The organism is bacterium, from assembly GCA_023150945.1.
Lineage (GTDB): Bacteria > Zhuqueibacterota > Zhuqueibacteria > Zhuqueibacterales > Zhuqueibacteraceae > Coneutiohabitans.
On record JAKLJX010000001.1, the window covers coordinates 485,004 to 498,731 of the forward strand.

At 60.7% G+C, this 13,728-nt stretch carries 9 protein-coding genes; all 9 read right to left on the minus strand.

Annotation, left to right across the window (positions count from 1 at the left end; translation table 11 throughout):
* Window positions 1–9 precede the first annotated feature (9 nt).
* Window positions 10–1,305, minus strand: coding sequence for an NAD-dependent dihydropyrimidine dehydrogenase subunit PreA (preA, locus tag L6R21_01880; GenBank protein ID MCK6557921.1), 1,296 nt, complete (start codon window positions 1,303–1,305; stop codon window positions 10–12).
* 98 nt (window positions 1,306–1,403) lie between these two features.
* Window positions 1,404–2,750, minus strand: a complete 1,347-nt coding sequence (locus L6R21_01885; protein MCK6557922.1) for an NAD(P)-dependent oxidoreductase — start codon at window positions 2,748–2,750, stop codon at window positions 1,404–1,406.
* Between the two features lie 63 nt (window positions 2,751–2,813).
* Window positions 2,814–4,199, minus strand: a complete 1,386-nt coding sequence (hydA, locus tag L6R21_01890) for a dihydropyrimidinase (GenBank protein MCK6557923.1) — start codon at window positions 4,197–4,199, stop codon at window positions 2,814–2,816.
* 86 nt (window positions 4,200–4,285) lie between these two features.
* Window positions 4,286–4,660, minus strand: coding sequence for a hypothetical protein (locus L6R21_01895; GenBank protein MCK6557924.1), 375 nt, complete (start codon window positions 4,658–4,660; stop codon window positions 4,286–4,288).
* A 353-nt stretch (window positions 4,661–5,013) separates the two neighbouring features.
* A complete protein-coding gene (locus L6R21_01900) occupies window positions 5,014–5,664 on the minus strand; it encodes a hypothetical protein (GenBank protein ID MCK6557925.1) in 651 nt (216 codons plus the stop codon).
* Between the two features lie 39 nt (window positions 5,665–5,703).
* The gene (locus L6R21_01905) at window positions 5,704–7,098 is read right to left on the minus strand and encodes an aspartate aminotransferase family protein (GenBank protein ID MCK6557926.1); all 1,395 of its coding nucleotides are present in this window, start codon (window positions 7,096–7,098) and stop codon (window positions 5,704–5,706) included.
* A gap of 696 nt (window positions 7,099–7,794) precedes the next feature.
* Window positions 7,795–11,805 carry a choice-of-anchor D domain-containing protein gene (locus L6R21_01910; GenBank protein ID MCK6557927.1) on the minus strand — a complete coding sequence of 1,337 codons (4,011 nt, stop codon included), beginning with the start codon at window positions 11,803–11,805 and terminating at the stop codon, window positions 7,795–7,797.
* 65 nt (window positions 11,806–11,870) lie between these two features.
* Window positions 11,871–12,419, minus strand: a complete 549-nt coding sequence (locus L6R21_01915; protein ID MCK6557928.1) for a DUF3280 domain-containing protein — start codon at window positions 12,417–12,419, stop codon at window positions 11,871–11,873.
* Between the two features lie 346 nt (window positions 12,420–12,765).
* Window positions 12,766–13,566 carry a hypothetical protein gene (locus L6R21_01920; protein ID MCK6557929.1) on the minus strand — a complete coding sequence of 267 codons (801 nt, stop codon included), beginning with the start codon at window positions 13,564–13,566 and terminating at the stop codon, window positions 12,766–12,768.
* Window positions 13,567–13,728 lie beyond the last annotated feature (162 nt).

Consider the following 13,728-nt stretch of genomic DNA (forward strand, 5'->3'; position numbering starts at 1 on the left):
GACTCGACTCTACACATGCGCCGGCGGCTGCAGCGGCGCGATCTTGCCCTCCGCCAGCAGCTTTTGATATTGATTCCACGACATCGCGGGCTTGCCGCCGCTTTGATCCTGCATGGTGATGCAGCCCTCCGCCGGGCAAACCAGCAGGCACATGTTGCAGCCCACGCATTTTTCTGTGATCACTTCATAGTGATTGGTGCCGTTGCGTTTTTCCATGCGAATGCTCTGATGGCAGCCGTCTTCGCAAGCGATGTAGCACAGCCCGCAGTGAATGCAGAGCTTTTGGTCGATTTGCGCCGTGATCGCATAGTTGAGATCGAGATTGCCCCAGTCGGTGACGCGGTCGAGCGACTTGCCGATGAAATCCCGCGTGCAGGTGAAACCCTTCTCCCGCATCCAGTTTTCCATGCCTTCGATCATGCCCGCGACGATGCGAAAGCCGTAGTGCATGACCGCGGTGCAAACCTGCACGCTGGTCGCGCCCACCAGCATGAATTCCACTGCATCACTCCAGCTTTGGATGCCGCCGATGCCGCTGAGCGGCACGCGCCGCGGCGCCTGTTCATCGGCGGCGACTTGCTGCACCATGTTGAGCGCGATCGGTTTCACCGCCGGGCCGCAATAGCCGCCGTGCGAGGATTGCCCGCGCACCGCCGGCCGCGGCACGAACGTGTCGAGATCGATGCCGGTAATCGAGTTGATGGTGTTGATCATCGACAGGGCATCGGCGCCGCCGCGCACTGCCGCGCGCGCGATGTAGCGAATGTCCGTGACATTGGGCGTGAGCTTGATCATCACCGGCGTGGTCGCCACTTCCTTCACCCATTCGGTGATTTGGCAGGCATACTCCGGCACCTGCCCCACCGCCGATCCCATGCCGCGCTCACTCATGCCGTGCGGACAGCCGAAATTCAGTTCCAGCCCGTCGCAGCCGGTGTCCTCCGTGCGCTTGACGATGTCATGCCAGGCCGCGCGCGTGGAATCGACCATGAGCGACACCAGCAGGGCATTTTTCGGATAGCGCTTTTTGATGTCGGCAATCTCGCGCAGATTGTCCGCCAGCGGCCGGTCGGTGATCAACTCGATGTTGTTGAGTCCCAGCACCCGCTGGTTGGCATAATGCACCGCGGAATAGCGGCTGCTGACGTTGACGATCGGCTCGCCGATGGTTTTCCACACCGCGCCGCCCCAGCCCGCCTCGAAAGCGCGCGCCACTTGATAGGCGCTGTTGGTGGGCGGCGCCGAGGCCAGCCAAAACGGATTGGGTGATTTGATGCCGCAGAAATCAATGGAAAGATCAGGCATGAGTGCACCTCTTTTGCTCAAGGGCCATGGAAATCTCAGCGCCGGCGCACATGCGGAACGCGGTCTGCGCCGGCTATGCAAGGATGCCGCGCCGGCAATCAGCGCGCGGCCCGGTTGGAATTCAAATACTGCAGGATGCCGCGGGCGGCAATTTTGCCCATTTCCACTGCATCCACGACTTCGCTGCCGCCGTTGACGCAGTCACCGCCGGCAAAAAAGCCCGGCACGGAAGTCGCGCCGGTGGCGGGATCAACAACCACCCGCTTGCCCTCCATTTTGAGTTCGGGAATCGTTTGGTAGAGTTCGTAGAGAGCGTCCTGGCCGAGCGCCGCCACGACCATGTCACAAGCAATGGTGTGAAACGAATCGGGGATTTCCTGCAAGCGCTGGCCTTTGGCGCCGGGCTGAACCTGGACGCATTCCAAGCCAACCACTTTGCCGTGCGCGCCCACGATCCGTTTGGGCAGCGTATGCCACAGGAATTGCACGCCATCGGATTTTGCCAGCGCGTATTCGTAGGCAAAGGCGGGCATCTCGGCTGCGCCGCGGCGATAGACGATCGTGACCTTTTCCGCGCCCAACCGGCGCGCGGCCGTGGCCACGTCGATCGCGGTGTTGCCCGCGCCGATCACCACCACGTTTTCACCCACGACACATTCCGCGAGGGCGCCCAGCCGCGTCGGCATGATGAAATCCAACGCTTCGAACGCGCCGGTCAACTCTTCGCCCGCGATGCCCAAGCTGGCGGTTTTGCCCAAGCCCGTGCCCAGAAATACGGCATCGTACTCCTGCAGCAACCGACTCACCGGCAAGTCTTTGCCGACCGGCGTGTTGAAACGGATGGGAATGCCAATCTGCTGCACGTAAGCCACCTCGGCACGGGCAAATTCGGTGTTGACCTTGTACGCCGCAATGCCGGAGGTGTTGAGTCCGCCGGCAAATTCCTTGGCTTCATAAACCATGGCCTCGACGCCGAGTTTGATCAGCTCGTGCGCGCAGGACAAGCCGGCCGGCCCCGCGCCAATGACCGCAGCTTTTTTGCCGAGCGGCTGGCCGGTAGTGAAAAATTGCAGATTGCGCTCCAGCACGTGATCGGTGGCGTAGCGCTGCAGCCGCCCGATTTGAATCGGCTTCTCATTGAGGCCGTGCAACACGCAAGCGCCTTCGCACAGCACCTCGGTGGGGCAGGCGCGCGCACAGGTGCCGCCGAAGATATTCGCGGACAAAATCGTGCGGCCCGCGCCCGCGACATCGCGCTCGAGGATTTGACGAATGAACTTCGGCACGTCGATGCCGGTGGGGCAGGCGCGGATGCAGGGCGCATCGTAGCAAAACAGACAGCGTGCCGCTTCCAGCAGGGCTTCGTTGGGAGTGTAGCGGGGCGCCAGATCGGCAAAGTTCTGCGCGAGTTGTTCCGCGCTCAAGCGCGTGGGTTGCAGACTCATAGTCGCCTTTCCGTGTCTGGTGAAGGGATGATCGAAATCACGTCGACAAAGCCGTTGAGTGAATCACAGGCCGTAGGGCTTGCGCGGCAGGAAGCGCCCGGCACCGCGCTCGACCCGCAAATCGCCCTCTTTGTAAACCAGCTTGCCGCTTGCAATCACGTGAGTGGGATTGCCTTTCACCGTCATGCCTTCGAAGATGCTGCGGTCCACCCGGTGATGCTGCGTCTTTGCGCTGATGGTGCGCGTTTTTTCAGGATCGAAAACGACGAGATCGGCATCCGAGCCCACGGCGATCGTGCCCTTGCGCGGGTAGAGTCCGAAAATGCGGCAGGCCGTGGTGGTGAAGAGATTGACGAATTCCTGCGGCGAAAGCCGGCCGCCGTGCACGCCATGATGCCAGAGCAGACTCATGCGGTCTTCAATCGCCGGGCAGCCGTTGGGAATCAAGGTGAAATTGTCCTTGCCCATCGCCTTTTGCTGCATGGTGAAGGGGCAATGATCGGTGCCGGTGGCTTGAATCATGCCGGCTTTGATGCCGTCCCACAAGGCGGCGGGATTGCCGGCGGGCCGGAACGGCGGGCTCATGACGTAAGCCGCGGCTTCGAAGCCGGGTTGGCGATAGACTTCATCGTCGAGCACGAGGTGATTGATCAGCGACTCGGCATACACGTGGCGCTGGCCGCGCAAGCGGGCGGCGATCACCGCGTCGAGCGCGGCTTTGCACGACAGATGCACAATGTAAACCGGCACGCCCACCACCTCCGCAATGCGAATCACGCGGTTGGTGGCCTCGCCTTCGACTTCCGGCGGCCGTGAGAGGGCATGAGACTGCGGCCCGGTTTTGCCCTCGGCCAGGAGTTTGCGCTGCAGGTTCCACACCAAGTCGCCGTTTTCCGCATGCACCGTGGCAATGCCGTTCAGCTCCTTTACCCGGCAGAAGCTGTGATAGAGCTGATCATCATTGAGCATGAGCGCGCCTTTGTAGGCCATGAAATGCTTGAAGCTGGTGAGGCCGCGCTCGCGCACCACGACCGCCATCTCCTCCGCGACTTGCTCGCTCCACCAGGTGATGGCCATGTGGTAGGAGTAGTCCGCCACCGCGATTTTGGCCTTCTCATCCCATTGCCGCAGCGCCTCGAGTAGCGACTGATTGGCGTTGGGAATGCAAAAGTCGATGATGGTGGTGACCCCGCCGCAGATGCCCGCCACGGTGCCGGATTCGAAGTCATCTGCGCTCACCGTGCCCATGAAAGGCAGCGCCATGTGCACGTGGGGATCGAGGCCGCCGGGCATGACCAGCAAGCCGGTGGCATCAATCACTTCGGTGCCCGCCGGCACCGCGAGTTTCGCGCCGATCGCGCGAATGATGCTGCCTTCGCAATACACCTCGGCCTGGTAACGGTCGGTGCCGGTGAGGATTTCACCGCCGCGAATGAGGAGTTTTGTCATGATGTTCTCCTTTGCCGCTCAAGTTTGCGCGTTGCTGATGCTGGCAGGGTTTGCCATTGCCTATTCTAAGAAACCATATGCCTTCCCTATTTTCCCCACAACAAGTACACGCCGAAGACCATGGCCAGAAAACAAAAGATCCATAATACCACCGGCCCCGCGGCCCCGCGAAATTTGAATCCCAGGGCCTCGAGTTCGATCGGGCCGGAAACCACGACCTGGAGCAACAACACAATGCAAAATGCAGAAATTGCCGACAACGGCACGCCAACCGACGCGGCATAGTGTTTTTCGATGATCTGCAGCAGCCAGCTATTGTCCGATGTGGTGGACCGCAGGGAATGATAGACCAGGAAGCCGACGAAATAGCAGGCCCACAGGGCGGTGCCGAGCACGATTCCCCAATTGGCATAACGCCGTAAGCGATTGTCGATGGCTGGTTGTTTGATTTCTGTTTCCATGAAGACCTGTTTGCGAGGTGAGCAGCCTGAGGAAACGGAGGAACGGGCTGTGCTCTTTTTCCTCCATTTCTGAAAAAACACGAGTGCACTGACGCCTTTGGAAGTCTATCCTCTCTCCGCCGCCATCCTGTCAAGGATCATGTGAGAATTTGGGCGCTGCGCCGAATGCTGCACCCGATTTGGCGGAATGACATTTTCAAACCGAACAGCCGTACGCGTTTCGAGAATTAGTCGCGGCGAGATCAACCACCGGAGCGCGAAGAGAGCAGAGATGAGACCGGACTATTCGCCTGCTTGGCGTCCTCGCGGTTCGAATCTTTGCCATTCTCGCAAAGATACAATCTCAAACCGGCCTAAAGATTCCACGCCCCCAGCGCCAAAACGATACTGCCCGCCACGTAGGCAGCTTCGTTATTGACGTTGCCGGACAATACCAGACCCAAACCGAGTATCTGTTTCACATGGGTAATCACTTGCGCTTTGGCCAGCAGGCTCGGCGCCTTGACGGAACGAACCCGCCCGCGACTGCTTTCCGAGTCATAATACCAGCGCGTCAACCCCGCGCCCAGGCTCAGCGACGCTTCCAGATACGGCAGGGAGTGTACAAAGCCGTAGCTCGCCCACCATGACTTGATCTCCCAAGCTTCGATCATCTGATGGTCGAGGCCAATCGACACCAAGCGGTGCTTGCGGCGAAAGTGTGCACTGGCGTTGAAATGAAGGAAAGCTTCCCACGAAGTCCAATACCGGCCACTGATATCCGCGGAAGCCACGCCCAACCCGCCCTGGAGCCAGAAAGCATGAGGCCCGGTCTTGCCGTCCTGCTGATCACCCTGACCGTCGCTTTGAATCAGGCCCTGTTTTTCCTGCCTCACCTCGAGCGGCCGCATCATCCTGCTCGTTGCGCTGCCGGCCCAATGCTTGCTTTGTGCCGGCGCCGTTTCGAACAGGCCGGCTGCAGCAAGCAGCGCTGCGATGCAAACACGGGCAGATTTTCCGTTCATACACCACCTCCCGCGGCAACGTCGCAGCGTTCGCCGCGCTTACGCCGCTTCCACTTCGGACAGCACGCGATCCAGCGTGTCGGTGAGAAAATCCGCATCACCTTGCGTGAGGCACATCGGCGGCTTGATGCGCAGCACATTGCCGTGCAAACCGCCTTTGCCGATCAGCAGGCCGTTGTTCTTGGTGCGTTCCATCACCTCGGCGGTTTCAGCGGTGGCGGGTTCCTTGGTGCTGCGGTCTTTCACCAGCTCCACCCCCAGCATCAAGCCCAAGCCGCGCACCTCGCCGATCAGCCGGTGTTTGTCCATCAAGCCGGTGAGTTTCTCTTTCAAGTAGTTTCCGACTTGCGCGGCGTTCGCCTGGGTGCCCTCTTTGTCGATCACCTCGAGCGTCGCCAGTCCCTGCACCATCGAAACCGGGTTGCCGCCAAAGGTGTTGAACCAGATTTTTTGTGACATCACTGCGGCGATCTCGCGGCGGGTAGTGAGCGCGCTCAGCGGAATGCCGTTGCCGATACCCTTGGCCATCGCGATGGCATCCGGCGTCACGCCCCAGTTTTGAATGCCCCAGTAATGGCTGCCGGTGCGGCCGAAGCCGGTTTGCACTTCATCGGCGATGAACAGGCCGCCATACTTTTTCACAATCTCATACACGATCTTGAAGTATTCCGGCGGCGGCGTCACCGTGCCGCCCACCCCCTGAATCGGCTCGCCGATGAACGCCGCGACTTTGCCGCTGGTGTTGTGCTTGATCACGTTTTCCACGTCGCGGGCGCAGTGCAGATCACAGGCGGGATAGGTCTTGCCGAACGGACAGCGGTAGCAATAGCCCGGCGCGACGTGATGAATGTTGCCGGCAGCCGGAATCGGATACTTCCAGGTGCTGTGGCCGACCAGGCTCATGGTGGCGAGGCCGGCGCCGTGATAGCAGTTGCGCAACGCCAGCACGTCGAGGTTGCCGGTGAACAGCCGCGCCATGGTGAGGGCGAGATCGTTGGTTTCACTGCCGGAATTGGTGAAGAAGGTGACCTTCAGGTCCGGGCTGGGCATTTTTTCCGCGAGCTTTTTGGCGAGCAGCGGCATGGCGGGATGCAGATAGATGGTGGTGGCGTGCTGCAGCTTGTCGATCTGCGCCTTGGTTCTGGCGATCACCTCGGGATGGCAGTGGCCGACGCTGATGGTGACGATGCCGCCGAGCGCATCGAGATATTGCCGGCCGGTGTCGTCGTAGAGGTATTGCATGTGGCCGCGCACCAGATTGATCGGCTCGCGATAGTACATGAACACCGCCGGCGGCAGATACTCGCGCCGCAAGGCCAAAACCTGGTCGCGGCTCAATTCGTTTTCGGAAGCAACCGTTTCGGCGGGTTGGGCGCCGGGGTTGGGTTCACGCGCATGGACCTGAGCAGTGGGGGCAACGACGGTCGCTTGCATGGCCGGCTCCTCTTGGGTGAGATCGAAACAGGCAACGGATTTTTTGGGGAAAGAGCGCTCGCGCGCAGGCGAAAAAGCGGGGGCAAAATACAAAACCGGTGGTGGAAATGCAAGAGGGATGAGGCCGGCGGCGGCATGCCTGCAGTCACGGGAGCTGTCACGCTGCAAGCATCTTGTGACAATCAACGGCGATGCTGAGTTGAAAGAAGATTCGCTCCAGGATGGCAATCTCCCTCCGTGACTGAGGCATTGTCCGGCCGCCCGTGGCCGGTGCGCTTGTCCCTTCCCATCTTCCTGCCAGCAGGTTCAGCCCGCTGCTCCGGCTTGGTCAAATCTCTTGCCGGCGGCGCGAGGGAACATTATCTAACCGGCAGAAGAATGTCAAACGATACTTTAGCCGAAGCGCAGGGCTTCTGTCATTGATGGAACAAACACGGCCTGCTGGCTTCTCATGCTGCAAAGCATGCTCTTCAGTAAGAAGGTGGCGCTTTTGCCGGGAGGCGCACGCTCGAGTTGCACAAGATGCTTGCGGCACACGCGCCGATGCGGTAATGGATGCTTGCCGCATCACCCGCATGGCCGGCCCTCATGTGGCTGAAACATTGCAGAAAAGCGAAAGCCGGCAGTGCCGGCTTTCGCTTGTGCAGAAGTAATGAAGAGAGGCAACGCTGTGGCCTCGGGAAAAGCGCGCCGCCGTTATTTTTGCAAAACCATCTTGCGCACCTGCCTGTGCTGGCCGGCGGTGACTTTGTACAGATAGATGCCGGTTGCCACGGCCCGGCCGGCCTCATCGCGGCCATCCCACACCGCGCTGTGATAACCCGCCGGTTGCGCCGCCTGATTCACCAGCGTGCGCACCTTGCGGCCGAGCTGATCATAAATCACCAGCGATACCACCGCGGCCTCAGGCAGGTTGTAGCGAATGCTGGTTTCCGGATTGAAGGGATTGGGGAAGTTCTGCAGCAGCTCGAACTGCTCCGGCACCAGCGCGATGGCGCCGGCTTGTTTGGAGACGAACTCCGGCTTGCCGACCAGCAGCTTCAGCCGCTTTTGCACCGGCTGTGTGCCGCTGCGAAAGGCGTATTCGGCTTTCGCGCGCAGGTTTTGAGCGAGGCCCAGCGCTTCATCGATCAGATACACCTCGACGTTCGCGGGGAAGTCGCCGACCAAAGCGAAGCGCACGCGCACCTCACGCTGGGTTTGATTGGTTGCCACTTCGAAATCCCACACCTGATCCGCCTCGTGGCTGGCGCGGAAATCCGTGCAGAAATTCTCAGCCGGCTGCCGCCATTCCGGATGTGGGAAGGAGACTGAAACATAGTCACCGATCACCGGCGGCTCCGCCATTTCCGTGGCATCGTAGTCTGCGCTAGCCGACTGGCGAATGCCTGCCCAGTTGAGTTGATCCTGGGCCTCGCCGGCGCGCGCACTGATCTGCACTGCCCATTCACCAGCCTGCCACGCCATTGCCGGCGCATTGACTTTGCCAATGCGGCCGGGCACTGCCACCGGCTGCACGATCAAGCGCAAGGGCGCAGAGGTCGAGACGCCCTGACCGCGCACGACATAGATGGCATAACCGCGCCAGGGATCCATCACGTCGGAGAAGGTCCATTGCCGCTCGAATGACCACAAACTCACGGTATCCTTGTCGGCATTGATCAAACGCAGCGAGCGCTTGTGCACCGGGAAGTTGAAGGGCGTGGCAATCAGGTTCCAGCCTTCCTGCACCGTCAGGGTGTCGGGGCATACGGTGCGCCGGGTTTGTCCCGGGCCGCTGTCGAACACCGTGTCCTGCTTGCGCGTGATCGCGAAGAAGGCCCGGCCCGGCGTGAACGTCCGCGCTTTGGTGCCTTCCTGCCAGCGCGTGGCCTGCGGATTCTGCGGCACGTAGTCGAACAAGCGCCATTGCTTGGCATCATACGCGCCGAGATCATCCTTCAAGACGTTGATCGCGTTGCTGTCATCCAGATCATAGGGAATCGAGATCAATTGATAGCTGGTGGTGGAATCTCCGGAAACCAGCGGCACGGGCCGGCCGTCGGAATCGATGCGGAAATCGCCCTCGCCAGTGACGCGCGTGCGGAGGGGATACCAATACTCGCCGTCATGATCCAGCGCCAGCGCGCCGCTGTTGTCATCATCACCGTAACAGGTGGGACTGTTGAGCGGGCCGTAGGCCATATTGGGGCCATTAAAAGCAGCAGGCACGTTGTCGCGCGCCATGGCGCGGAACTCAATGCCGCGGCGTGTGACGCCGGCGATCGGAATCGTGAAGCGGAAGGTGTCGGTCCGGCTCACGCGGAAGGCCGGCACTGGCGGCGCTTCCGTGGCGGCCCCGCCCAAGCGGTAATGCACCCACACCGTGTCCACGCCAGAAAGGCTGTCGGTGACCACCAGCCGGTCGAGGAAATCCTGGCCGCTCAGTGCGATGTTGTTGCTGAGTGATTTGACGCGGCGGATCTCCGGCGGGCACATGTCGAAGCGATAGTGCGCGGCCGAGTAGTTTGCCGGGTTGATGTTGCCGGCGGAATCCGCCAGCCAGACATAGAGGCTGTCATCGCCGCAAAGATCTTCGGAGTTGAACAGCACGGAAAACCTTGCCGTGTCGCCGGCCGCGCGAGTCAGTTCAGCCTCGCCCTGGGCCTCGATTTGGCTTTTGGGCGGAGTTTTGAATTTCCAGAAGACCCGGGCGGCATCACGGGCATTGCCCGGCAGCCTGAAGGAGAATCGCATGAGTTGGCCGGCACCAAACCAGGTGGAAGATTGAATCTCAGTTGAAAGCACGCCATTGCTGATATGCCGTTTCCAGGGGCCATTGGAATTGCTGGTGGGGCGTCCGGCGCTGGTGGTATCAAACCTGATTGTCCGGTTCGGTTCCGGCGGCCAGCGATAGGCATTGGCATGGCCCGAATTTCCGGCTTTGTCGATCACCCAGACATAGACGAACCAATTGCCCTGCCCGTCCTTACCCTTTTGCCTCAGTTTGTTCAGCGTTAGATTCACACACGTCAGCGAGGCGGTGGTGTCACTGGTTGCCAAGCGATAGAAACCGCCATTGGCCGTGTCTGCCGCAGAGGTGGGGCGCGTATTAGGATCGCGCACGAATCGCCAGCGCACCTCGGCAATATCGCGGCCGTCTTGCACCTGCCAGCAGAATGGGATGCTGCCGCCGTTGGTATAGTAGGCATAGCCGCCGGGCCAGGTGTAGCCGCCGCTGAGGTACAGGTTGCGCACCACCGGCGTGCCGACGTAGTAGTACAGCGGGCTGTAGAAGGGGCTGTTGTTGTAGCCCGAAGTGCCGTTGGTGCCGTCCAGCCAGATCCAGCAATAGTTGCGGCCGGCGGCCACGACGTTCCGCAGCGGAATCTTGAAGCACAGCGTGCCGCCACTGACCACCGGGACGGCGCTGCCGGTAAAATCCGTGGGACTTTGCGGTGCGATGAAATTGGGAATGATCTTCCAACGCACAAACGCGACATTGGCCACGTTGGCGGGCAAACAGATCTGCAAGGTATCGGCAGAGAGATAGCCCTGATAACCGCCATAGGCGCTCCAATTCACTTCGATCGTGGTGATCGGCGGTGGCGGCTGCGGGGTCGGGTTGGCGCTACCCTTCAACGGCAAGGCGCGCCGGCCTTCCGGCAGGGTCAGGTCATTGGTTTGGAAAAAGAGCAAGCCCAAATACTGTTTGACAGTCGTGGGCTTGAACGTGACTTTGACTTGTTTGGTGTCGCCCGGCGCAATGTTCAGGGATTTGGTATCGAGTTGGAAAACCTCGGCATCGTTGGTCTGCAGGGCGCTGATTTGCAGCGGCTCACTGAAGTTTTTGGCGCCCACGGTGTCGTTGACTACCTGCACCGTACTCGTCACCGCAGTGTTCACTTGCACGCGGCCAAAACGCAAAGTGTCGCCGGGCAGGACGACGAGGCGAGGCCCGGTCGATTCACCACGGAGCTTGACTGAGAGCGAGTCTTTTTTCTGCGTGGCACTGGTGAAGTAAATCCACAAACGATTCTGCGCCAGCCGGCGGTTCACGGGACTGAAGCGAACGGTGAGGGCGAGTCGGTCTCCGCCCGGGACTACCGCGTTCACCGGCGCCTGGATCAGGGCAAAGGGACGCAGGCTGTTGTTCGCCGTGTAGCCGGTGATGGTGATGTTGGCGCAGCCTTCGTTTTCCACATAGATCACGCTGTCGCGCAAGGCGCCGGCTTTGATCGTGCCGAACACCAGTGAGTCGGTGCTGGTGGTGGCGAGCAGGCCGGAACGATCGATGAACAGCGTGGCGGTATCGCCGCGGACGTTGGTAATCGTGTCGCTCGACGTCTCTGCCATCGTGGGGCCTTCGCCCGCGGCTTTGGCGCCGGAGATCAGGAAAGTATAGCGGCCGTCGCCGGTAGAGGGCACGTCTTCATTGATATCGAAACTGGCAAAGAAGGTGATGGTATCGACCCACTCGCGATCCACCATGGGCAGTTCGAGTGAGGGGGGCGACTGCAGGCCGAACTTCACCTGCGGGAAGGTCGCTTTATCCATCGCCGTATCGAAAGTCAATGTCATGGAGACCTTGGCGTTGCCCGTGCACGTCACCGGTTGGTTGTTGACGCGAAACGTCATCCGGATGAGCTGGGGCTTCTCTTGCGCCCAAAGGGAAAGGCTCCCCAAGGCCGTCATCGCCAGGGTGAGATAAAGTACCGATCGCTTCATGTTGTGGACCTCGTTCGTGATGTTGAATCGCATGATGCGGTGCTGCGTGTCCGAATATTGAAAACTCAAATCAGCGCGGTTGGGCAGGCGCAGGCAAGATTGAGCGGGCCGGGCGCGGAAATGGTGACACCAATCAGCCGGTGCACCAACACCGGCAGGTGCTGCGTCAGCTCCGCCAGCGTGCCGAAGAAATCTTCGCGCACACTCTGCACGGTCCGGCCGCTGGCTGCATGCACCAGGCGAACCTCGAGGGCATAAGCGTTGCCCACCTTTTGCAAACTGCCGACGGCGATCACCTGCGCCCCCAGCGCGCGCCCGATTTTTTGCACGCGCTGTTCGTCCACCACCGCCATCGAGTCGCCGGGGAAGGCGTTGCTCGCTGCCGCTACTGCGGCGAGCGGCAGGCATTGAAACAGGGCGAGTTGCTCGAGTTCAGCGTGCAAACGCGCATTGAGGCGCGCCATCGCCGCTGCCTCGTTGTCATTCTCCGCGACAAAGCCGAGCACGGCCAGGCGGGGCGGCCGCGCCGCAGGGGTCTGTGCCACTGCGCCGGCGGCGCTGAGCAAGCAAGCTGCACACAGGAGGACGATTATCCGGTTGGCACCGCGCTTCATTTTGCTGATTCCTGTTTACGTCAGAGGCCTGCGCCTCCCTGCGGGAGCAATGATGATGCGATTCATCACGGCAGTCGCTTCCCAACGACTGCGGCCGGAATCGGCAAACCAGGTGCCAGGCAGACCGGCAGGCGCGCGCCTCCTGCCGGCGCGGTCGCTTGCCCAGCGGCAGTTGGAATCAGCAAAGCTATATCGTTTGATTTCAAGGAGCCCAAGCCGCGGCGCAGTTGCCGCAGCGTGCTTGTTTGCGCTGCGTGCGCTTGTTCGCCGGCGCTGCCATGTGCGCGCTTGAAACAACTGTCAAGCGCTGAAGCACCGGGTTTGCGCCGGCAGGCGACAACACTGCTTATGGAAAAGTTGGAGGGGCAGGCAAAGTGCTGGGATCGATACCGCCGCCGTTGCCATTTCCATTCTTGTCTTCTTTGCCCATGGCGGTGGCCGCGAAAATGCCCGCGCCCACGCCGATCGCCACCAGTCCAGCCACCAACAGCGTTTTGCCCGACTTGCCTTTGCCGGTGTCTTGGGCCGGCTCGGATTCGGTATCGGAGGTGTCAGTGCTCGCCGAGTTCTCAACCGCGGTCATCTCTTGTGGCGGTTCAGTTGATTTGGCGGGCCGCGCGGCTGCGCTGCTGGCAGTCGTGGTGCCGACCAGCCGCTTGGTCAATGCCGGGATGCGGGCTTCGAGTTTCTTGAAGTCACCATCGACTTCATCCTTGACCTTCTGCACCACCTGGCCGCTTTTCACGTGCACTAACTGCACTTCAATGAAATAGAGCGGCCCGATGCGATTGATGGTGCCATTGGCGACCAGCTTGACCCCCAGAGCCTTGCCGGCCTCGACCGCGCACTCCACCGTGCTGCAGCCGGTTTCCAGCAGGGTCGTGCCCGCCAGCCCGGCCATCACCTGGTCTTTGCTCACCATCTCGAACATGCCGGTGGCTTGCATCTCCTGGCGCAGCCGGTCGGTGATTTTGCCGGCATCCGCCACGGAGATGCGGCCGCTGGGCTCGAGATCCAGCACCGCAAGCGAATAAACGCGATTCTCCAGGTCCGCGCCGGCCCCTGCGGTCACGGCCAGCGCCAGATCTTGTAACACCATTGTCAATATTAATGCCGGCAGCAGGATCAAGCTGATCGCTTTTTTCATACGAACACGCTCCATGAACCGATAATCTGTTTCGAAGTGATGAACGCGGACGCCTGTTATTTGGAATCCGTGCTTAGAATACCAACACTTGTTTGAAAATGCGTGCGATGAAAAGCAGATCTGTGAGGCGGGCAAAACAGGAGGGAGACGGGGCTGGCAGCC